This is a genomic window from Rhizobium giardinii bv. giardinii H152, from assembly GCF_000379605.1.
GTDB lineage: Bacteria > Pseudomonadota > Alphaproteobacteria > Rhizobiales > Rhizobiaceae > Pararhizobium > Pararhizobium giardinii.
Genome location: NZ_KB902746.1, coordinates 92,516 through 112,616, shown reverse-complemented (window position 1 = coordinate 112,616; position 20,101 = coordinate 92,516). Strand labels below are relative to the sequence as shown.

General features: G+C 59.5%; 16 protein-coding genes. 6 read left to right on the top strand and 10 right to left on the bottom strand.

Annotated features, from left to right (window positions below):
• Window positions 1–184: 184 nt before the first annotated feature.
• Together A3AY_RS0132445 and A3AY_RS0132440 are read right to left on the bottom strand one after the other, a co-directional pair.
• On the bottom strand, window positions 185–1,171 hold the full coding sequence (locus tag A3AY_RS0132445; protein WP_026204058.1) for a substrate-binding domain-containing protein: 987 nt from the start codon (window positions 1,169–1,171) through the stop codon (window positions 185–187).
• Between the two features lie 47 nt (window positions 1,172–1,218).
• Window positions 1,219–2,199 (bottom strand): NAD-dependent epimerase/dehydratase family protein, encoded by a 981-nt coding sequence (locus A3AY_RS0132440; RefSeq protein WP_018329831.1) that lies wholly within the window; start codon window positions 2,197–2,199, stop codon window positions 1,219–1,221.
• Window positions 2,200–2,384: 185 nt separating this feature from the next.
• Here A3AY_RS0132440 and A3AY_RS0132435 point away from each other — a divergent pair, with 185 nt between their 5' ends.
• Both A3AY_RS0132435 and A3AY_RS0132430 read left to right on the top strand, forming a co-directional pair.
• On the top strand, window positions 2,385–3,182 hold the full coding sequence (locus tag A3AY_RS0132435) for an ATP-binding cassette domain-containing protein (RefSeq protein WP_051108456.1): 798 nt from the start codon (window positions 2,385–2,387) through the stop codon (window positions 3,180–3,182).
• Window positions 3,183–3,225: 43 nt separating this feature from the next.
• The gene (locus A3AY_RS0132430; RefSeq protein ID WP_018329829.1) at window positions 3,226–4,224 is read left to right on the top strand and encodes an ABC transporter permease; all 999 of its coding nucleotides are present in this window, start codon (window positions 3,226–3,228) and stop codon (window positions 4,222–4,224) included.
• Between the two features lie 414 nt (window positions 4,225–4,638).
• Here the strand turns inward: A3AY_RS0132430 and A3AY_RS0132425 are convergent, their stop codons facing one another.
• The 3 genes from A3AY_RS0132425 to A3AY_RS0132410 all read right to left on the bottom strand — a co-directional run bounded on the left by A3AY_RS0132425 (window position 4,639) and on the right by A3AY_RS0132410 (window position 7,218).
• Complete coding sequence (locus A3AY_RS0132425; protein ID WP_026204057.1) at window positions 4,639–5,076, bottom strand: hypothetical protein; 438 nt, start codon at window positions 5,074–5,076, stop codon at window positions 4,639–4,641.
• Between the two features lie 518 nt (window positions 5,077–5,594).
• On the bottom strand, window positions 5,595–5,735 hold the full coding sequence (locus A3AY_RS41315; RefSeq protein WP_018329826.1) for a hypothetical protein: 141 nt from the start codon (window positions 5,733–5,735) through the stop codon (window positions 5,595–5,597).
• Between the two features lie 478 nt (window positions 5,736–6,213).
• Window positions 6,214–7,218 carry a helix-turn-helix transcriptional regulator gene (locus A3AY_RS0132410; RefSeq protein ID WP_018329825.1) on the bottom strand — a complete coding sequence of 335 codons (1,005 nt, stop codon included), beginning with the start codon at window positions 7,216–7,218 and terminating at the stop codon, window positions 6,214–6,216.
• Window positions 7,219–7,652: 434 nt separating this feature from the next.
• On the opposite strand from A3AY_RS0132410, the gene A3AY_RS0132405 reads away from it, so the two are divergent.
• Genes A3AY_RS0132405 through A3AY_RS0132395 form a run of 3 tightly spaced genes read left to right on the top strand, consistent with a single transcriptional unit; the run spans window position 7,653 to window position 10,156 of the window.
• Window positions 7,653–9,047: a TadE/TadG family type IV pilus assembly protein gene (locus A3AY_RS0132405; RefSeq protein ID WP_018329824.1), complete on the top strand. Its 1,395-nt coding sequence runs from the start codon at window positions 7,653–7,655 to the stop codon at window positions 9,045–9,047.
• Entirely contained in the window at window positions 9,044–9,571 is a 528-nt protein-coding gene (locus A3AY_RS0132400; RefSeq protein WP_040669535.1) for a TadE/TadG family type IV pilus assembly protein, read from the top strand. The genes A3AY_RS0132405 and A3AY_RS0132400 overlap by 4 nt, the downstream gene beginning before the upstream one ends.
• 9 nt (window positions 9,572–9,580) lie before the next feature.
• A complete protein-coding gene (locus A3AY_RS0132395; protein ID WP_018329822.1) occupies window positions 9,581–10,156 on the top strand; it encodes a TadE/TadG family type IV pilus assembly protein in 576 nt (191 codons plus the stop codon).
• 370 nt (window positions 10,157–10,526) lie between these two features.
• Here the strand turns inward: A3AY_RS0132395 and A3AY_RS0132390 are convergent, their stop codons facing one another.
• Together A3AY_RS0132390 and A3AY_RS0132385 are read right to left on the bottom strand one after the other, a co-directional pair.
• Window positions 10,527–11,873, bottom strand: a complete 1,347-nt coding sequence (locus A3AY_RS0132390) for a sigma-54-dependent transcriptional regulator (RefSeq protein WP_026204054.1) — start codon at window positions 11,871–11,873, stop codon at window positions 10,527–10,529.
• A gap of 4 nt (window positions 11,874–11,877) precedes the next feature.
• Window positions 11,878–13,752 carry a sensor histidine kinase gene (locus A3AY_RS0132385; RefSeq protein WP_018329820.1) on the bottom strand — a complete coding sequence of 625 codons (1,875 nt, stop codon included), beginning with the start codon at window positions 13,750–13,752 and terminating at the stop codon, window positions 11,878–11,880.
• A gap of 228 nt (window positions 13,753–13,980) precedes the next feature.
• On the opposite strand from A3AY_RS0132385, the gene A3AY_RS0132380 reads away from it, so the two are divergent.
• Window positions 13,981–15,312, top strand: a complete 1,332-nt coding sequence (locus tag A3AY_RS0132380; RefSeq protein WP_018329819.1) for a dicarboxylate/amino acid:cation symporter — start codon at window positions 13,981–13,983, stop codon at window positions 15,310–15,312.
• A gap of 105 nt (window positions 15,313–15,417) precedes the next feature.
• Here A3AY_RS0132380 and A3AY_RS0132375 read toward each other — a convergent pair whose 3' ends face one another.
• The 3 genes from A3AY_RS0132375 to A3AY_RS0132365 all read right to left on the bottom strand — a co-directional run bounded on the left by A3AY_RS0132375 (window position 15,418) and on the right by A3AY_RS0132365 (window position 20,077).
• Window positions 15,418–16,251: a Hint domain-containing protein gene (locus A3AY_RS0132375; RefSeq protein ID WP_112864757.1), complete on the bottom strand. Its 834-nt coding sequence runs from the start codon at window positions 16,249–16,251 to the stop codon at window positions 15,418–15,420.
• A 278-nt stretch (window positions 16,252–16,529) separates the two neighbouring features.
• Window positions 16,530–17,936 (bottom strand): HlyD family type I secretion periplasmic adaptor subunit, encoded by a 1,407-nt coding sequence (locus A3AY_RS0132370; protein ID WP_018329817.1) that lies wholly within the window; start codon window positions 17,934–17,936, stop codon window positions 16,530–16,532.
• On the bottom strand, window positions 17,933–20,077 hold the full coding sequence (locus tag A3AY_RS0132365; protein ID WP_018329816.1) for a peptidase domain-containing ABC transporter: 2,145 nt from the start codon (window positions 20,075–20,077) through the stop codon (window positions 17,933–17,935). Before A3AY_RS0132365 ends, A3AY_RS0132370 begins: the two co-directional genes overlap by 4 nt.
• Between the last annotated feature and the right edge of the window lie 24 nt (window positions 20,078–20,101).

Sequence of the window (20,101 nt, the reverse complement as noted above, 5' to 3'; positions counted from 1 at the left end):
TCGGGCAGCGCTGGGTTGTCGAGGATAATGGCGTGGCGCGTCGACCTCGAATTTATGCTCTGGCGAGCCAAGCCTGGGCTGAGATTGAAAGTCGCAAATATCGATCAAGCGCGACAAACCGGCAGACCTAGGGCCGCCATAGCCGTTCGGAGCGCCGACGGTTGAGCGCCCCGAACGGTGCCGTTCACTTCTGAATGCAGGTGTCGACCGTGTCCTTGGTGCATTCATCAAGCCCTGTGAACACCGGATCTTCAACCGGCTTACCGGCAATCAGGTCCAACATCACCGAAGGTGCCTTGTAGCCCATCTCGAAGGGGCGCTGGCCGACAAGTGCCGTCACCAGGCCTTCACGCGCAATCGCCACTTCATCGCCGATCGTGTCGGCGGCCCCAATGACGAACTCGTTGCTGGCGATCTTGTCGGCCATCGGCTTGAACAGATCGCGATAGGGCTGCGGTGCGCCGAACAGCGGCCAGCCGCCCATGATGCCGAAGGCGTCGAGGTCGGGATTGGCGGCAAGAATATCAGTCATCGCCTGGACGCCCTTAGCACCGTCGTCATTGGTGAAGACCGGGCATCCGGCGACTTCCGTCCATCCGCCTTCGCCTTTCAGCTCGGTGAGCCCCTTCTGACCGGTGAGAGTGTCACGCATGCCTTGGGCGCGACGCAGGATATTGTCGGCGCCTGGATTGCCCTCGATCGTGCAGATCTTACCGCCGTTCGGTTTGGCCTTCTTGATGTAGTCACCGATGCGCGCGCCCATCAGATAGTTGTCGGTGCCGAGATAGGTCTTGCGCAGCGCCGCATCTTCGGCAGCAAGATCGGCATCAAGTGTCATCACTGGAACGCTCGGATTGGCGGTCCTCAGCGTCTGGGCGATCAGCTTTGCGTTGGAGGGCGAGATGGCGATCGCTGCGGTGTCGGCTTTGCCGAGCATATCCTGGACGATCTGCGCCTCGCCGGCCTCGTCGGAGGTCGATGCAGGACCAGTGTAGAAGCATTCATATTCAGAGTCGGGATTTTCCTTGTTCCATTTCTGGCAACCCTGGTTGATCGCTTCGAAGAACGGGTTGTCGAGGCCTTTCACGACGATGACGAGCTGCTTCTTGGCCAAAGCCTCTCCTGCGCCGAGGGCTAAAACGGCGACGCCAAGCAATAATATCTTCCTCATAGATTCCTCCCATGAAACAGACGGACACGGCGTGTCCGCCACACACATCAACCCGGATACCAGACGATGCGAGGGTCATTCTGTGAGCGCTCGTATTTCCAAGCCGAGTCGATAAGCAATTCCAGATCGTAGCGGGGCCGCCAATCCAGCAAGTACTTCGCCTTGCTGTTGTCCATCCAGTTCGAATGGAACTGGCTTGGTATGTCGACCGAAGAGAGGCCGCGGGTGCGGGCGAGATAGCCTGCAACTTCGCCGTAGTCGACCGGCCGGTCCATGCAGACGTTGAAGAGCTGACGCTTCGCACGCGGATTGTCGATCGCGGCCAATATGGCGCTGACGAGATCTTCGACGTGGACGAAGTTGCGCTTCAACGGTCGACCGTCGGCATCATGCAGCAGAGGCACGGTCCCCTCCGCGGCATAGCGCTTTGCGTCGGCTTCAGGAACAAGCGTTTTCCAGTCTGGGCCGCCGAACACGTCGTCACCGAAGGACAACGTATGCTTGAAATCGTCCTTTTCCATAATCCACGGCGCGCGCAGACAGCAGCCGTTGATGTCATATTGGATGCCGAACTGTTGCAGTATCACCTCTTCCAGAACTTTCGAGAGAGCGTAGCTTCCCGGATAGGCCTGGTGCGGCACGTTTTCGGTAATCGGGCCGTCGTGGCGATAGTAAAAATGGCCGATTCCGGCATCGCCGCCGATAAGAATGAACTGACGGGCGGTGGTGCTTATCCGGAATGCCTCCAGAAGCCAGAACAGTCCCTTGACCGTGACGTCCATAACGTCGGCGGGCGTTTCCTTGCACGTGGCGAGGTGTACGACGTGGGTGACGTCAGTGAGCGCCGCGTTCGCGACCACCCGGTCGGAAATCGACCCGCGCACAACTTCAATCCGGTCGCTCTCATCGCACAACCGGTTGTGGCAAAGGGCACGTATGCGCGCATTCGAAAAGCGCGGATCGTCAAGCAGCCCAGCTATGAAGTGCCGCCCGACCTTGCCCGTAGCACCCGTGACAAGGATAAGCATGCTCTCCTCCCAATAACAGCTAATAACGGCGCGCGCCGCTCGTCAACAGGATATTTGTACTACAAATGGATATGGTGTGATGGCGCGGCCAATATCGTACAATTGATTGACGCTTTCGCGGCGTTTTGCGTAATGTATAGTATCGCTTCTTCCGAGAGGAAAAGCGAGACGCGGACGGCTCGACCTTGCAGGACGCACGGTTCGTTGCAGCCCCGCGACGGCGTGGGGAGGATAGAAGGCTGGTGGCTGTTCTCGAACTCACCAATATTTCCAAACATTTCGGCGCCATTCAGGCTGTCAATGACGTTTCGTTCGTCCTTGAGGCGGGACAGGTTGTCGGCCTCATGGGCGACAACGGGGCAGGCAAGTCCACGTTGGTGAAGATGATCGCCGGCAATTTCCGGCCAAGTCATGGAACCATGCACATGGACGGGCAGGAGCTTGCCCTTCACCGCCCGGTGGAAGCGCGCCAGCACGGCATCGAGATCGTTCACCAGGATCTTGCCCTGTGCAATAATCTCACGGCGGCAGCGAATGTGTTTCTCGGGCGCGAATTGCGCCGTGGCGTCGGGCCGCTGAAGGTGCTGGACTACAAGGCAATGTACCGGCGCGCTGGCGAGATTTTCAAGGAACTGAAATCGGAGACGCGCCCGCGCGACCTCGTCAAGCAGATGTCGGGTGGCCAGCGGCAGGCGGTCGCGATCGCCCGCACGATGCTCTCCGAGGCGAAGATCGTGCTCATGGATGAGCCGACGGCTGCCATCTCGGTGCGCCAGGTGGCGGAGGTACTTAACTTGATCCGCCATTTGCGCGACCGGGGCATCGCCGTCGTGTTGATCAGTCACCGGATGCCGGACGTCTTTTCGGTTGCCGACCGGGTGATCGTCATGCGGCGCGGCAGAAAGGTCGCGGACAAGCCGATCGAGGCAAGTTCGCCTGAGGAAGTGACGGGGCTTATTACGGGCGCGATAGAGCAGGTGTGATCGAAGCAGCCCCACCGTGTCGGATGGAAACGAAGGTCGACCCATGACGATTACCCTTGATCAGACGATCAAACAAAAGCAGCAGAACTGGCTTGCGGCAGTCCTTGGCAGTCAGACGTTCTGGATCCTGCTCTCCGTCATTCTCGCCTGCATTTTTCTCTCCTTCGCCACCGACTCCTTCGCTACGACGAAGAACCTCTACAACATCACCCGCAATGTGACCTTCGTTGCCATCATTGCACTCGGCATGACGATCGTGATTATCACCGGCGGGATCGATCTGTCGGTGGGATCGGTGCTTTGCCTGTGCAGCATGGTGCTGGCGGTCGTCATGCATGCGGGCTACAGCATCGAGGTAGGGATAGCCGCGTCGATCGGCACCGCCCTGGTGATCGGAGCCTTCAACGGGGTATTGATCGCCTATCTGGGTTTCCCTCCCTTCGTGGTCACACTCGGCATGCTGTCGATCGCGCGCAGCCTGGCGATGGTTGCCTCCAACAACACCGTCGTTTTCCAGTTTGGACCGGATCACGACAAACTGCTGGCGCTGGGCGGTGGCGCCTGGTTTTTCGGTATTGCAAACCCGGTGCTCTACATGATCGTGCTGGCGCTTCTCACCGGTTTCGTGCTGCGCTGGACAAGGTTCGGCCGGTACGTCTTCGCCATGGGCGGAAATGAGCACGCCGCCACGCTCACGGGCGTGCCCGTGCAAAGGATAAAGGTTGTCGTCTACATGATTTCTGCCTTGTCGGCCGGGGTGGCCGGCATTATCCAGACGGGCTGGCTCGGTGCGGTCACCACGAATATCGGCGCCGGAATGGAGCTGCAAGTCATAGCTGCTACAGTTATCGGGGGGGCCAATCTGGCCGGTGGCGTCGGGACCGCCTTCGGCGCGCTGATCGGCGCGGCCTTGATCGAGGTGATCCGCAACAGCCTCGGTTTGCTCGGCATCAATGCCTTCTGGCAAGGTACTTTCATCGGCGGCGCCATCGTGCTTGCCGTTCTGTTCGATCGAATTCGGAATTTGCGCCAAAGCGAATAGAAAGAACGCCAAACCCTTGCTTTCAGCCTGCAAGCGTACTGCGGCTACGGCGATGCGCGCACGTTATTCGGTAAGCAGCGATCCCCTAAAGCGATTGGATGGGCTGTGGTGTTCTGCAGGTGCTGTTTGCGGCTCGCTGCCCTTGTACCCTTGAAATAGCAATCGGAGCGCTGCTCGACGGTATGGCGAGGAACAAGCGCTTGCGTCGACGCGCCCTCGAAAACGAAAACGCTCGTTCCGCGCGGTCGCGAACGATTCCATAAAGAGAGCGTGCAAGACAGCCGACCAAGGTGTTGAGCCGCGCGGCGCTCTTGGTGAGCAAATACGCGCGGTCCTCCGTGCCACGAAATGCAGGACGGCTTTACCGCCGTTACAACGGTTCGTAGACGGAGGCGACAACGCCGGTTTGTTACCTCATCCTACGAATATATCACGTAGGCGCGCCCAGATTCCCTGTGGCCTGTCGATATGCCTTGCCCGGATATAGCTGGCGGTCGTCGCAGCGCTTACCGTTGCACCGAAGTGGCAGTAGCAGACGATCTTGTGCAATTGCCTGTCCGACAGCTCGAAAAACCGTTTCGCTTCTCCATACGTGTCGTTCTTCATCCCGGCTGCGCGAAGGACAGGGTCGTTGAAGGCGACCGAAATCGCGGAGTTGTCGCAGTGCAATGCAGCACGCACCGCATGCGGCTGATATTCGGTTTCGTGCAGCGTCGAGAGAAGCCGCTGTGGATCCGCTTCGAGGAGTTCTGCCCACCGTTGGATGCGCTTTTCGCGCGGCATGGTCTGATGCGGGTAATACTGATTGATCCTGGCAAGATTTTGCAGTTGATCGAATTCATGGTGCTTCATTTCGCCCTCCATTGAACGATTGATGCTCCGACCCTTCTCCTTCAGTAGCGTGACTCGTACGAGGCAATAAGTCCAATCACGATTGGGCGTTCCCGAAGATTTGGACCGCCACAGCGAACGGCTGGGCGGTCGCGATAGTGACATTGCATTATGCCGCACCGCCCGCGTCGCTGGTCGGAAAGCGCGAATACTATACAGAAAGCGCATCTACTGTTTCATGCGGGTAAGGGCATGCCTTTCTTTAAGGTTCCATTAGCGAAAGCGAGACGTCGCTGATTTTCAATAACATCATGTATGACAAGGCCGGGTCTGAGGGGCATGCCCGTGTCATCAGCGGCGATCTGACGGTGGTCAACGATCCGCGCATGATCGAGGCACTCGAGGTGCTGCGCCGCGTATAGCGCCGTGCGGAGCCTGCCGCAGCCCGAAAGACCAAGTCCTGGGCGGATGCCACGACTGCGGTCGGGCCTGGCGAGGCGGGGATGCAGTTCACAGGTGATAGGGCCAAGGGCGCGCTCTCAGTGCGTGGCTATACCGCCGATAAGGACTTCGGTTGCAGCCTCGTGCCCGGCACTGCAAGCCGCGAGGAAGCAGCCGAAGGACAGAAGGCTTTCGCCCGCATGGTGCTCGATCGCGACAATCAGGTGGCATTCAGCCATATCAAGGGCTCGCTCCCGCTCCTGCGACGATCCAAGCGGGGTCGACCGTTGCGACGGCCTGGTCTGCAGATGATTGCCGAAAAAAAAGCGAGGTCAGTGTCAAATCCATGCCGACTCAGTTGTCGGACGGCTGGATCGACGTCCTAGCCGATTTCTTCAACCACCTGACCATCACGTCTGAGACAGCCCCAACGGCGCCTGCAATGATGTCGTCATGCAGCGTTGAGATGAGCGGCGTCCAGATAGCGCAGCCTTTATACCAACTCCGCAGGAAAACAACGGGGGGGACAGATTTGGCAGCTCAGCGTATTGAGGCTTGCCATTTGGTGCGGCAATCTCAGGCGGTCAATGCGACGGCCATGAAGGCCAATTGCCGAAGCAATACCCGCCCGTCGATGATGTCACCGCGATGGGCGGTTACTTCTTTCATCCCGCGCCCTGTTGCCGCAATCGGACGCCGGCAAACCGATCCTAAGCCCTATTTTTTAGTACTGCGCTGCCTGGTCTCGCTCCAGCGCATTCTGGCTGTCTCCGATGGCGTTTCCCCGAAAGCTTGATGGTAGGCTGCCGCAAAGCGACCCATATGGGAAAACCCCCAGTCTCTTGCAATCTCGGCGACAGACAGGGAATCGCCGTCGTCGGCGAGAGCCTTGCGAACCCCCTCGAGGCGAATCGTCCGCAGATAGTTCAACGGCGTGGTGTCCTTGAATTGCTGAAAGGACGCCTGCAATGCCCGCACGCTGGTGCCAGCCTCGCGCGCAATATCCGCGACGGTGATCGCGCGCGATATGTTGGCGTACATGTACTCTATCGCTCTTTTCAATCGCCGGGGAACGGCAGGAGAAACCGGGCGAGTCAGTCGCGGCCAATAGTTGTTGGGGGCCACTTCCAGGAGGGCGATCATCATCGCCTGGAAGAGGCGCTCAATGGCGATCGGCGACAGGTGATCGGCATCATCCACGTCGACAAAATTCCAGACAAGGTTTCCAAGTGCCACCAACCGCGAGCCTTTTGCGGTTGAAAGATCAATGGTGCCGGAGAATTGGATATCGTCAGTGACGGGCCCGTCGAGCAGCTCACTCAGCTGCTGGGTCATCGCCGATTTCTCGAAGACCATGCCGATGTGGCTGCGGTCTTCGTGGAGCACCAGCTTTTCAAAGTGTGACACGTCGCCCAAAAAACCGGTCGCCGGCGTGGAAACGATGCGGCTCCGGCTGACGTCTCTCTTCATGGCGTCAAAGGTGGGAAGACAAAGGATATAGGCGTCAGGCGCGCTTGCGAAAGCCGACTTCATCCCGGGATGGCATTTCCCATTCCAGACGCTATAGCGCCCGATAGTGTAGTGCTTGTCTTCGACGGAAATTCGCTGACGCTGTCTTAGGGGCTCTGCCTTGGCGGGCGACAATGGCCGCGCATAATGATTGGACATTTGGTCCGCATCGGTTTCCACGATGCGAAAAGCGGGGTGAGTAACGTACCTCATCAGGGCTCCAACAACGAGCCCCTGGGAACTCGAACCATGTGTCACCTCAACGACCACAGGGGCCGCCGGCTTTGAATTATCATATAAATAAGCTGGGATTAATATGGGCCCCCGGTCGCGACCGCAGCCTATTTGCGCAAGTTATAGCCATTATAAGCCAAAATCATAGCCTTCGGACCGATCGGGTGGGGCGCACGTTCGTTCCGCGTGCGCTGGATCAGGGCGGCACTGACACTCCCAAGACCGAAAATTTAGGGAAGAGCAGTCGATATTTGGCCGAAAGCGCAAACGCGAACGAAGGCTGTGGGTCATTTTTCGGCGTGGTCCGGATAGCGCTGCGTTATCTGGCTAGGGTGGGCGTATCATCGTTGACTAATGAATAAGCTTCGTCGTGGATCATCGGCCTTCAACAAGCTGAAAAGGTCCATGGGAGAATGAATTCCGCTCTTGTCTTCGGTTGCGGCAGCCTCGCGTCACGGCTGAAGTCGGTGATTGCCGACAGGCGGGGCAATGTCGCCATCTCTGCTGCGATCTGCGCCGTGCCGATGATTCTCGCAGTGGGCGCGAGCCTGGACTACACGCGCGCATACAACGTCCAGAGCAAGATGCAGGCTGATCTTGATGCGGCCCTGGTCGCCGCCATCAAGCAGATCGACACCTACGACGAGAAAAAGCTCGAGCAAAAGGTCACCGATTGGTTCGAAGCCCAGGCGGACAAGAGCGATTCCAGCTACGATCTCACCGGCGTCACGATCGACCAGACGAACCACACCATCACTGCAACCGCCAAGGGAACCGTACCGACGACGATCATGACGATTGCGAATATTCAATCGGTTCCCGTCGGTGTTACCAGCGCGATCAAGGGACCGGCAACATCCTATGTCGACGTTCATATCGTCATCGACAAGTCGGCGTCCATGCTCCTCGCCGCGACACCTGCCGACCAGGCGATGCTGCGCGGCGATGCCAACCTAAAATGTGAATTTGCCTGTCACAGCACCGCTGATCCGGTGAAGAAAAACACCACCGGCGCGACACTGTCGCCGACCTATTACGACTATATCAAAGCGCTCGGTGTCAAGCTCCGCTCGGACGTTGCGCTCGATGCGGTCGAAGAAGTTCTCGACATGGTCGACGAGGCCGACGAGGACCACAAGCGGATCAGGGTCAGTCTCTACAGCCTCGGCGACGATGTTTCAGAGGTCCTTGCACCGACCTATTCGACCAGCGCGGCGCGCAAGAAACTGTCCGATGACGACAGCGGCCTGACGAGCGTCAGCTCGAAAGAGGCCACGTACTTCGACACGTCGCTGACGACACTCGCCAGCAAGATCGGGACTGGCGGTGACGGTTCGTCAGCATCGAGCCCGATGAAACTCGTACTTCTGCTGACTGATGGCGTGCAGTCGGAGCGAAACTGGGTCTTGCAAGACAAAAAGTTGACCACGCTTCGCAGCCCAACATCCCTTGGCAATCTTCGAAAAGTGGTCACGCCGCTCAATCCGGATTGGTGCATTTCGGTGCAGCAGAAAACAGCGACGATTGCGGTTCTCTATACCGAATATCTGGCAATTTCGGCTGACTGGGGATACAACGCGACACTTGCGCAAAATATGGCGGGCAGTCGCTGGGACTCCGTGTGGGGCGGCACCCTTCATAGCGGCGTCGGCGGCAGCATCAGTCGCCAGGATTATATCCCCATCGCCCTGCAAGACTGCGCCTCCTCGCCCGACCTCTTCATCTCAGCGGCTTCAGAAGACGAGATCACCGAAGGTCTCTCCACGCTCTTCGGCCAGTATCTGACCTCGGTGCGCCTGACACAATGATACGACGTTCCCATTCACCCTTGCCTCGCGTTGTCCGCGATAAAAGCGGCGCGGCGGCCATCGAGTTCGCGATCCTGTCGCTTCCGCTTTTTGTGCTTGTTTTCGGCATTCTCGAGCTCGCGGCAATGTTCTTCGTCGATACCGCTCTTGACGCGGCTCTGCACAAGAGCGCGCGGCTCATCAGGACCGGGCAGGCGGCTGAGAAAAACACGTCGCTCGCGGACTTTAAGGCAGCCGTCTGCGAAGGCATGGTCTATCTCCTCAACTGCGAGAGTAACCTGCTCGTGGTGGCAAAGGTAGTCAGCAACGTCTCGACGGCAGCCACCATGACGCCTGCCGATTCCGATGGCAACGTCACCATCACCGAGAGTTTCAATATCGGCTACGGCAGCGACTATATCCTCGTGCAAGCGTTTCTGCCCTGGTCGCCTGTGGTGCCGGTCAATTCGCTCTCCAGCCAAAAATTCTTCGACGGCAGCTATGTCCTTGGCGCTGCGGTGCTGTTTCGCAACGAGCCCTTCTGAGGAGCGCCGATGACAAGGTTTATCAAAAGCTGTCTCACGTCGTGGCTGCCGCGACGGCTCTGGTGGGATCGAACCGGCGCATCTGCCGTGGAGTTCGCTCTCTTGGTCCCGGTTCTCCTTCTTCTCCTTGCCGGGTTGGCCGATCTTGGCCACGGATTGGCGGTTCGCAGGAAAGTCAACCAGATGGCTTCGACATCGGGCGAGATGATCTCGATGCAGACGGCCTGGGGCAGTTCGGACGTGTCCAGCATTCTTTCCGGGGTCAGTTCTATCCTGCAGCCTTACGACCTCGACAACCTCACCATCCTGCTCTGCGTTGTCGATATCGACAAGAAGGGCAAAGCGACGGTTGCCTGGTCGGCGGCCTATGGGACGACCGCTCTTTCGGCGGGGCAGGACCCTCCGAAAGATATTCCGGGAGATCTGCAAGAGGAAGATGTGCAGATGATCGTGACGCGTGTGCAATACAGGCTGAACACGATCCTGTCTGGGCTGTTCGAGAGCTTCACCGGCGACGGCGCCTATGAGTACGAGCAGTATTTTCTCACCCGACCGCGCAACGGTGATACCATCACCTACGGTTAGCAAGCGCTCAGCTTAGCACGAAATATTCCTGCGGTTTCGGACTTGCCGTGCTGCTCGTACAACCGCCAGTTATGGGTAGGGACGTCTGTGAAACCGCGAAGGGCGTCACGCAAGGCGGGCGGAAGACGAATGGAGATCGCTCCGCGCGATCGCCGCTGTCCGCCAAAAGCTGGAGCGGGAGCATCGCCTGGGCGGGGAGCGCATCGCCAAAAATGCAAGCGGTCCTTTCATCGGCCAATCGGATCCTCCAGCGTACGGAATGTGTGCTGGAAGAGCTGAACGCGTCAGCAGGGACTTGGACAAATAGCCGCGGCGGACGGATCGATCCGTCCGCCCTCCCGTGACGTGGCGATGCTGTCGGGTCCGAGCGTCATTTGCGTGCCGCATAGCCCGTTCGATTGATGCCATGGCGCTGCAGTTTGTCGTAAAACGTCTTTCGTGGAATGCCGAGCGCTTCTATTGTCCGGCGCACATCTCCGTCATTGGCTGCCAGCGCTTCGCGAATGATTTCCGCCTCGTACTGCTCCAGCTTTTCCGGAAGCGTGGTCGAGGCCGACGGCAAGGAGATCGCCTTCTCGCCACCACCTTCAAGTCCGAGCACCACCCTTTCGGCGAAATGGGAAAGCTCGCGAACATTTCCCGGCCAGGTGTGCGACGAGAGGTGGCGGCGCAGGCTTTGTGAAAGGGCAGGTACGTCCCGATGAAAACGGGCCGCGGCGCGGGCAGCAAAATGCGTAAACAACAGGGGAACATCGTCGCGGCGTTCGCGGAGCGGAGGGATGGAAATTGTCACGACGTTCAGCCGATAATAGAGATCCTCGCGAAAATCACCGCGTGCCTCGGGATCGCCGAGATCGATCTTGGCGGCGGCAACGACCCTGAGATCGACCGGGCGTACCTCGTTCGTGCCGAGCGGCGTGATTTCGCGCATTTCGAGAACGCGAAGCATCTTCACCTGCGTGGCCACCGGCATGCTTTCGATTTCGTCCAGAAAAAGCGTGCCGCCGCTGGCATGCTCGATGCGTCCCATGCGACGCTTTTGGGCGCCGGTGAAGGCTCCCGCTTCATGGCCAAACAGTTCGCTCTCAATCACGGTTTCAGGCAGGGCGCCACAATTGAGTGCCACGAAATTGCCCTTTCGCCTTCGGCTCCATTGATGGAGAAGTTGGGCGACAACCTCCTTGCCGCTGCCGGTCTCGCCGGCGACCAGCACGTCGACATCGGTATCGGCGATGTGGCGCAGGATATTGCGCAGGTTCTCCATCGCCGGCGTCTGACCGATCAGCGGCAGACTGTCCTGCGCATCCTCGGCCGCCCGACGCAGTGCCCGGTTTTCCATCACCAGCCGTCGTTTCTCGCTTGCCCGGTGTACGCTCTGGATCAGCCGGTCTGCCGCGAACGGTTTGGCGATGAAATCATAGGCGCCATTCTGGATCGCCTGAACAGCCATTGGGATGTCGCCGTGTCCCGTGACGAGGATAACCGGCAGGTCGGCGTCCCTCTCTTTCAGCATGTCGAACAGTTGCAGGCCATCGATTTCCGGCATTCGAATATCGGTCACGACGGCACCGGCGAAGTCCGGTGTCAGCTCGGCAAGTGCAGCCTTGGCGCCGGCGAACGCCGACACGGTAAAGCCGGCCAACTCGAGCGTCTGAGCGGTGGCGCGGCGAAGGTCCTTGTCATCATCGACGAGCGCGACTGGCGTCAATGGCTCCATCATCTCATGCTCTCTTCAGAAAAACGGTAAATTGGGTTCCGCTGCCATCGCTGGATACCTCCATCCGGCCGCCGTAATCGGCAACGATGTCTTTGGATATGACCAGCCCCAGTCCGAGGCCGCTTTCCTTGGAAGTATTGAATGGTGTGAACAGACCCTCACGAATCTTCGGCGATATGCCCGGTCCATTGTCCGCGACAGTCAACATTACGGTGTCCTCGCCACTCTCGACGCGAATCTCGACGCGCCCCTGCTCGCCTTTCGGCGCCACCGCCTCCAGTGCATTCTGCAGCAGGTTGATCAGCACTTGCTCCAGCCGGATGCGGTTTCCCATCACCATGGTGCCGACCGCCGGCAGGCGGAGGTCCAGCGTATCCATGCGTCCGGCAAACCGACTGCGCAGCAACATCACTGCACCTTCGATGATATCGATCACCGCGGTGGGTTCGGGGGCGCTGCGGCCCTTGCGAGCAAATGCCTTCAACTCTTCGGTGATCGAACCGATCCGCTCCGTCAGCGCGGCAATACGCAACAGGTTCTCGCCAGCGGGCGCCGTTTGCCCGCGGTTGAGGAACACTCGCGCATTGTCGGCATAGGCCCGAATGGTGGCGACCGGCTGGTTAATTTCGTGGGCGACGCCCGCCGCGACCTGGCCGAGGATGGCCAGCCGATTGGCCTGCACCAGATCATGCTGCACCGCCTGCAGCTTCTGTTCGGTGTTTCTGTGATCGGTGATTTCCGCCTGCAGCCGGTCGCGCGCCTGGCTCAGATCCAGCGTTCGCTCGGTCACGCGACGTTCCAGTTCCTCTCGCGCATGCTGTTCGCGGAAGATCCGCAAGGCGAGGGAATGGCGGCGGCGCAGCAGGAAAGCGCCTGCTGCCAGAAGCGGCAACAGTACGAGCAGCGTCAATAGGCGCGCTTCGCGCACGCTGGCATCCATCGGCGCCGTCAGTGACACCAGATGCTGCAATTGCCATGCCGTGGTCGGCACGGGCACCTGCACGTTCAGAAACTCCGTCTCGCCGGCATCGCCCGGCATGACGATCCGGGCCAGATCAAGTCCGGCCCCAAGGGTTCCGACGACATGGAACGGTAGTGGCCGCAACGGGGCATCACCGAACTGAAGGCTTTCGCGTATGCTGAACAGGCGATCGGGTGGGATTTCGCCGATGGTCATGAAGCGCCAGGACGGAATGCTGGTAACAAGGACGATGCCGCGTTCGTCAACCACATAGGATGGCTTTCCGGAGGCGTTCCAGTCTGCCTCGACATCATCGAATTCGACCTTGACCACGACAACGCCAAGCGGGCCGCTACTGCCGTCGATACGCTGCGAAACATAGAGCCCCGGCTTCTTGCTGACACTGCCGAGCGCGAAGTGTTCGGCCTGCCCCTTGGCCAGCGCTCGCTGGAAATACTCCCGGAAGCGATAGTCATTGCCGACGAAGCTTGTCGGTTCGCGCCAATTGCTGGCCGCGAGTGCTGTACCATCCTTCCCGATGACATAGATGACAGCAGCCTTCGTGCCCGTGGCGAGCATTTCCAGCTTGCGATCGAGCCGGTCGAGCGTACCGGGGTCGTTTCCCGCCAGCGCCGTGGCAAGCGCACTATCTTGCGAAAGTACAAAGGGAAGCGCTCGGTATTTTTCCAGAACCGTGCGCAGCAGCGCCGCATTCAAGGTGGCATCGTTGCGAGCCTGCGTTTCCAGCGCGACTTCCGCGCGTTGCCGCCCGATTTCGCCGCTTCCCCATAGTCCGGCAGCGATCACCAGCAAGGCCAGGCCGGCATAGATAAGCCACGCGCGGCGGATGCGTGCTTGCAACGGGGCGGAGGGCGCCCACCATTGAAGTCCCAGAACAGTCATGGCGAAGTTGTGCATATTTTCGCATAGCGATCAACAAGCTTCGTGCGGATTGCCACACGAAATAATGCGCCAATCGTAGCCGAAGATAAATTTCCCGGCGGCTTTTCAATTGGTTACGGAAATCTCAAAAACTGGCACGGTGCTTGCGAAGCATTTCCTCAACAGCGGCCCGACCGTTGGAATTGAAGCTCATGGCCCGGGAGGCCGGAACCACCGTTCCGGGCGGGTCAGAAGGAGGAAATCATGATTGCAGCATTCGATGCCGCCGAGCGGCCCCCGATCAAGACGCCTTTCTACAAGCATCTCTACGTCCAGGTTCTCGCGGCGATCGCTGCGGGTATCCTCCTTGGTCACTTCTACCCGGAGCTCGGCACACAGCTGAAGCCCTTGGGCGACGCATTCATCAAACTGGTCAAGATGATTATCGCGCCGGTCATTTTCCTGACGGTTGCAACCGGCATTGCCGGCATGAGCGACCTGCAGAAGGTCGGCCGCGTCGCGGGCAAGGCCATGGTGTATTTCCTGACCTTTTCGACGCTCGCCCTGGTTATTGGCCTTGCCGTCGCCAACGTGGTCCAGCCCGGTGCCGGCATGCACATCGATCCAGCCTCGCTCGATCCGACGGCTGTCGCCACTTACACCGAGAAGGCGCATGAGCAAAGCATTACGGGGTTCCTGACCAACATCATCCCGACGACGATTGTCGGTGCCTTTGCAGATGGAGACATCCTGCAGGTTCTGTTCTTCTCCGTGCTGTTCGGCATTGCGCTCGCAATGGTCGGGGAGAAGGGTGAACCGGTCATCAATTTCCTCAACGCGTTGACGGCGCCGATCTTCAAGCTCGTCGCCATCCTGATGAAGGCCGCCCCGATCGGTGCCTTTGGTGCCATGGCGTTTACAATCGGCAAATATGGCGTCGGCTCGATCGCCAACCTCGCCATGCTGATCGGTACCTTCTATGTTACCTCGTTGCTCTTCGTGCTCGTTGTGCTCGGCGCTGTGGCTCGCTACAACGGCTTCTCGATTCTGGCACTGCTGCGCTATATCAAGGAAGAACTGCTCCTGGTCCTTGGCACATCCTCGTCGGAAGCGGCCCTGCCGGGACTGATGAACAAGATGGAAAAGGCCGGGTGCAAGCGCTCGGTCGTTGGCCTCGTCATTCCGACCGGCTATTCCTTCAACCTCGACGGCACGAACATCTACATGACGCTGGCCGCACTGTTCATCGCTCAGGCCACGGACATCCATCTCTCCTGGGGTGACCAGATCCTGCTGCTGCTTGTTGCGATGTTGAGCTCCAAGGGTGCGGCAGGCATCACCGGCGCCGGCTTCATCACGCTCGCCGCCACGCTTTCGGTCGTGCCTTCGGTACCGGTTGCCGGCATGGCGCTCATCCTTGGCATCGACCGGTTCATGTCCGAATGCCGGGCCCTGACCAATCTCGTGGGCAACGCAGTCGCCACCATCGTCGTTGCACGCTGGGAGAATGAGCTTGACACCGACCAGCTTGCCCGAGCGCTCGATGGAAAGGTCGTTGACGGCCTGTCGGCAACCGGACTTCAACCTGCCGAGTAATTAAGCGTCTGTTCCGTGTTTTTGGAAATGAAACGGCTCGCCATCGGCGAGCCGTTTCATTTGATCCTGGTCACCGGGCGCGCCAGCCAATTGCGGGTCACGTCGTCAACTGTGGCGCATGAGTTGCACGGCGCGTGCCGCAAGTCTTTCGTGGATGTTCTCAACGAGTTCACGCATCTGAAAGGCACGACGTACCCCCTGGGGCAGGAGCGCCTTCAGGTGTTCTCGGCCGGAATCGCGGCCCACGATCGGTGCGAAAGGCTTCATGACTTGGCCTTTACCGGCAGGATAGAGGCGCGCGTATTCAACGAAGTTCGTGAACTCCTCGTAGTTGTGCGTCTCCACAAGGAACGTCTCGGCCGGAACACCCTCGGCCAGGATCACTTCGTGAGTGTCGAGCACGACGTGGAAATATTCAAACATGTCCCGGTCGGTAAGAGCGGGAGCAATGGATAGCCCGTTGACGAGATCCTTTGCCCTGACGAGCACGCCGCCCATGAAAAGGGCGTGGCCCGGCGAGAGATAGAGATCCCGGTGAGGCGTCTGATGGTCAAGCGCGTGCTGCGAGATGCGGATCGGGATGACCCCCTCGTTCCAGGATGGGCCGGTCTTCTTGTAGACATGCCGACCGATCCATTTGACGGCCAGGGCTTCGCCGCGCACCGTTTTCACGCGATCGCCGATTTGAAGATCTTCAACGCAGACTTCGCCTGTGGGGGTCATGATGGCGGTGCCCCGCAGGAAGCACATCGTGCCTCCGCCCGGTTTGGTGTCTTTCTTCCACCACTTCCTTCCCTTGGCCTGCGCGCCCGAAGATGAAAACACTGCCGCCGCGAAGCTGCCCACCGCGGAAATTCGGGCGCCTGATGCAGCTGCCAGACCCAGGAAATGACGCCGTGCGCGGTTGAGCTGGGGGTGTCTCTCTTCGTTTGACGACATATTTCTCTCCGTTCTCGAATGGCTGGTTTGTGCAGATTTCGTACGCCATGCTGCCTTGAATTGCCGGCTATGAAAATTGGTTCATTCGTATGTCACTTCGTCCTTTAGGCTTAGGATTATACTACCTGGGCGTGCCAAGCCCCGATAATCTTCGACGAGACCGGCGCTACGCCAGCGGATGGGTTGGGGGCGGGGTTGCGTGCGGACTTGCGCGTCCTGACTGGCCCGGTGGTCTCCTGCAGCCATGGTCCAGGTGCGGTTATCAGACATGATGATCGTCACGGTTCGCGGATGGCGCTGTCGAGCCCGCGCAGCACAGGATAGAGGAAGTAGGAGATCACTGTCCGGCGGCCAACCTTGATCTCCGTGGACACCGTCATGCCTGGCAGAAGCCTGACCGGCTCGCCGGAGACACGAAGTTTCGTATCGGTCAGAAGAACGCGCGCCTTGAAGAACGGCTCCGGCCGTTGACCAGCGGCCGCGTCCTCCTCAGATGGTGTAAAGGCGTCGCGGCTGATGGTCCTGATCGTGCCCGAGGCGGTACCGAACTTCTGGAACGGAAAGGCGTCGAACTTGACCCGAGCCTCCTTGTCGACCGCGACGCGTCCGATATCACGCGAACTGATCGAGACCTCGGCCTCGAGGGGCACGTTGAGCGGAACCAGTGTGACGATAGGCTCCGCTTCGCGCACGACAGACCCTATGGAACGTTCCGCGAGATTGAGGACGACCGCGTCGGCAGGCGCGGTCAGCGTGATCATATTGCGGCGCAGCTCCATCTTTTTCAGCTCTTCGCCGATCGTGTCGCGCTGGTTGCGCAACTCGACGAGTTGTTCCATCGACGCGCGCCGGAAGTCCTCGATGAAGGCCTGTCGATCGGCCGTCAGTTTCGCGAGGGAATGTTTGGCCTCGGCCGACTTGCCGTGCAGGGCCGAGATGTCTGAATCGACGTCGAGGCGGGCATCGCGCGACCCAAGAAAGGCGACCAGCGAGCCGGTGTCGTTGTGGTAGAGCGTCTCGCGCGCGCTTTCGATCCGGATCAGGTTTTCACGCCGGGTGGCAAGCACGGCTTCCTGATCCCTGCCGGATGAGATCGCCGCTGCCTGACCGGCGATCTGCTGATCGAAATTCTGAAGCTGGGCGACGTAGAAGGCGCGGCGTTGTTCGAAGAGCCGTACCTGCAGCATTTCGTCAGCGGAATTGCCTGCCTGCTTGGCATAATCGGTACCGGCAAGCTCTGCCTCGATCCGCCGAACCTGTGCGTCGAGTGCCGCGAATTTCGTCCTTTGTTGATCGACGTCCGACTGGCTGAACGTTGCATCGAGCTTGGCGAGCGTCTGCCCGGCACGAACCTCTTGGCCGATCGCCACATCGATCGAGCGGATGATCGAGGTTTCCAGCGGCTGGACGACGATGGTCGGCTGGGTCGTGATCAGCTTGCCGGGCGCGACGACAACTTCGTCGATCTTGGAAACGCAGGCCCAGAAAATCGCCGTGCCGATCAGGGCCGTCACCCCATAAAGGGTCATTCGCGCAATTCTTGGCGGTACGCGTTCCTCCAGTTCGACTGCGTCGGACTGAAATTCGGCGATAACGGGCGGCAATGCGCGTTGCACCACCAGCCCTGTCTTGGGCGCTACGGGAACGGGGAGGTTCTCCTGGGACTTCTTCGCGCGCTTGTTCATGCGACCTGCCTCGTTTGTTGCGACCACAGATGGCGGTACGTCATGCAACGCGAGACAAGCTGATCGTGACGGCCGATATCTGCGATCTTGCCGCGTTCCACGACCAGGATAGCGTCGGCATCGACCAGCGTGGTCAGACGATGGGAAACGATGATCACGGTGCGTCCCTTGGCGATCTTGCTCAGGTTTTGCCTCAGGATCGCTTCGCTGTCCGGATCGAGCGCGCTGGTCGCCTCGTCGAGAATGAGAAGCTTGGGATTGGTGATCAGCGCGCGGGCAATCGCGAGGCGCTGCTTCTGGCCGCCGGAGAGATTGGCCGCGTTCTCCTCCAGCATGGATTCGAAGCCGCGCGGCAGCCGCTCGATGAATTCCTCGGCGCCGGCAGTGCGCGCTGCCGCCACAACTTCCTCGATGCTCGCATCGGGCTTTGCCGCAGCGATGTTGTCGCGAACAGTGCCCCGGAACAGGAAGTTGTCCTGAAGGACCACGCCGATGCTGGTGCGAAGATGGACAAGGTCGACCTCGCGACTGTCATAGCCATCGATGCGAACGATCCCCTGCTGGTTCTGGTAGAGCCCCTGGATCAACCGGGTAATGGTGGTCTTGCCCGATCCGCTCTTGCCGACAATGCCGAACACGGTGCCGGCGGGAACCGTGAAGGAAACATCGTCGAGCGCGGGCGCACCATCCGGTCCGTAGCGGAAGGTAACCTTGTCGAAATCGATACGGCCATGCAGCTCTGGTCTTATACCGCGTCCCCGACCGAACTGCTCGGGGCGCTGGTTCATGATCTCACCGAGCATGCGAACGGAAAGTGCCACTTCCTGATATTCGTGCACCATGGTCACGATCTGGACGAGCGGGCCCGAAACCCTGCCGGCCAGCATGTTGAACGCCACGAGCGCGCCGATCGTCATGGCGCCGCTGAACACGTCGAGGGCTCCCAGACCGATAATGGCGACGCTCATCAGCTTTTCAAGAAGTCCGATGATCGACTGCGCGATGGTCGAAATCTTCTCGACACGAAAACGCACGGAAATTGATTGTGCAGAACAATCGTCCCACACCCGCCGCTGGCGTGGCTCGAGCGCGAGAGATTTGACGGTGCGCATGCCGTGAACGGTTTCCACGAGCAGGGCTTGGCGTTCGCCCTCGGCACGATAAAGGGCTTGAAGCCGCCGCTGGAACGGACCAACCAACATCATGACGACGAGACCGACGAGCGCCGCAAATCCCAGTACCACGAAAGTGAGCTTCACACTGTAAAGAACCAGGATCGGCACGAAGACGAGCAGGGAAAGCCCGTCGAGCAGCGTCAGGAAAAGCCGACCCGTCAGGAACTCGCGGATACGGCCCGTCTGTTGCATGTGCTTTACGAGAACGCCGGCGGACGCCTGCTCGAAAAGAGCGATCGGCAGATTGAGGAGGTGACCGAATGTGCGCGTTGCGACCCGGATGTCGATCCTGTTGGTGGCGTAAAGCAGCAGATATCGCCGCAGGAAGGTGAAGGCGGCATCGAAGATCAGCGCGACCGCAACGCCGATGGTGAGGACCGTCAGTGTCGCATAACTCTGATGGACGAGCACCTTGTCGATGATCAGCTGAAAGAAAATCGGTGTGGCAAGGCCAAGTCCGTAGAGGATGAAAGCGGCCAATCCGACGTCGCGGAATAGGCTGCGCTGGCGGACGATTTCCGGCAGGAACCAACGAAAACCGAAGGGCTGGTCATCATCTGAAAGGCGATAGTTCCGCTTCACGAGCACGGCCGACCCGCGCCATTGTCTGGAAAATTGCTGCTCGTCGAGAAGGAGGAATTCCGGGCGTTCCGCAAGAGGGTCAAGGACCCGGATCATCTCATTGCCGTCGCTGCCGGCGACGCCGGCAATGACCACCCAGTTTCCGTTTTCGAGTTCGGCCAGCACCGGAAAGGCGTTGCCCAATTTGAACAGCGTCCGCCATGTAAGCCGCAGGCTGCGGGCGCGTAGCCCGGCATCCTTCGCGATCCGAAGGAGTTTCCGGGTGGGGACGGGCTGGTCTCCTAGGGCATAGTCATGCAGCAACCTTTCGGGGGAAAGATCGATGCCATGATGGCGCCCGACCAGAACCAGGCATTGCAGGTTGGTGTGCGGAAATGTGCTCATGGCCCGGCCCCAGGGATAGCTGCG

Excerpts from the sequence above, each read along its gene's own strand:
- A3AY_RS0132445 (WP_026204058.1), bottom strand. The coding sequence starts at position 1,171 with ATGAGGAAGATATTATTGCTTGGCGTCGCCGTTTTAGCCCTCGGCGCA.
- A3AY_RS0132440 (WP_018329831.1), bottom strand. The coding sequence starts at position 2,199 with ATGCTTATCCTTGTCACGGGTGCTACGGGCAAGGTCGGGCGGCACTTC.
- A3AY_RS0132430 (WP_018329829.1), top strand. The coding sequence starts at position 3,226 with ATGACGATTACCCTTGATCAGACGATCAAACAAAAGCAGCAGAACTGG.
- A3AY_RS0132425 (WP_026204057.1), bottom strand. The coding sequence starts at position 5,076 with ATGAAGCACCATGAATTCGATCAACTGCAAAATCTTGCCAGGATCAAT.
- A3AY_RS41315 (WP_018329826.1), bottom strand. The coding sequence starts at position 5,735 with ATGGCTGAATGCCACCTGATTGTCGCGATCGAGCACCATGCGGGCGAA.
- A3AY_RS0132410 (WP_018329825.1), bottom strand. The coding sequence starts at position 7,218 with ATGAGGTACGTTACTCACCCCGCTTTTCGCATCGTGGAAACCGATGCG.
- A3AY_RS0132405 (WP_018329824.1), top strand. The coding sequence starts at position 7,653 with ATGAATTCCGCTCTTGTCTTCGGTTGCGGCAGCCTCGCGTCACGGCTG.
- A3AY_RS0132400 (WP_040669535.1), top strand. The coding sequence starts at position 9,044 with ATGATACGACGTTCCCATTCACCCTTGCCTCGCGTTGTCCGCGATAAA.
- A3AY_RS0132395 (WP_018329822.1), top strand. The coding sequence starts at position 9,581 with ATGACAAGGTTTATCAAAAGCTGTCTCACGTCGTGGCTGCCGCGACGG.
- A3AY_RS0132390 (WP_026204054.1), bottom strand. The coding sequence starts at position 11,873 with ATGGAGCCATTGACGCCAGTCGCGCTCGTCGATGATGACAAGGACCTT.
- A3AY_RS0132385 (WP_018329820.1), bottom strand. The coding sequence starts at position 13,752 with ATGCACAACTTCGCCATGACTGTTCTGGGACTTCAATGGTGGGCGCCC.
- A3AY_RS0132380 (WP_018329819.1), top strand. The coding sequence starts at position 13,981 with ATGATTGCAGCATTCGATGCCGCCGAGCGGCCCCCGATCAAGACGCCT.
- A3AY_RS0132375 (WP_112864757.1), bottom strand. The coding sequence starts at position 16,251 with ATGTCGTCAAACGAAGAGAGACACCCCCAGCTCAACCGCGCACGGCGT.
- A3AY_RS0132370 (WP_018329817.1), bottom strand. The coding sequence starts at position 17,936 with ATGAACAAGCGCGCGAAGAAGTCCCAGGAGAACCTCCCCGTTCCCGTA.
- A3AY_RS0132365 (WP_018329816.1), bottom strand. The coding sequence starts at position 20,077 with ATGAGCACATTTCCGCACACCAACCTGCAATGCCTGGTTCTGGTCGGG.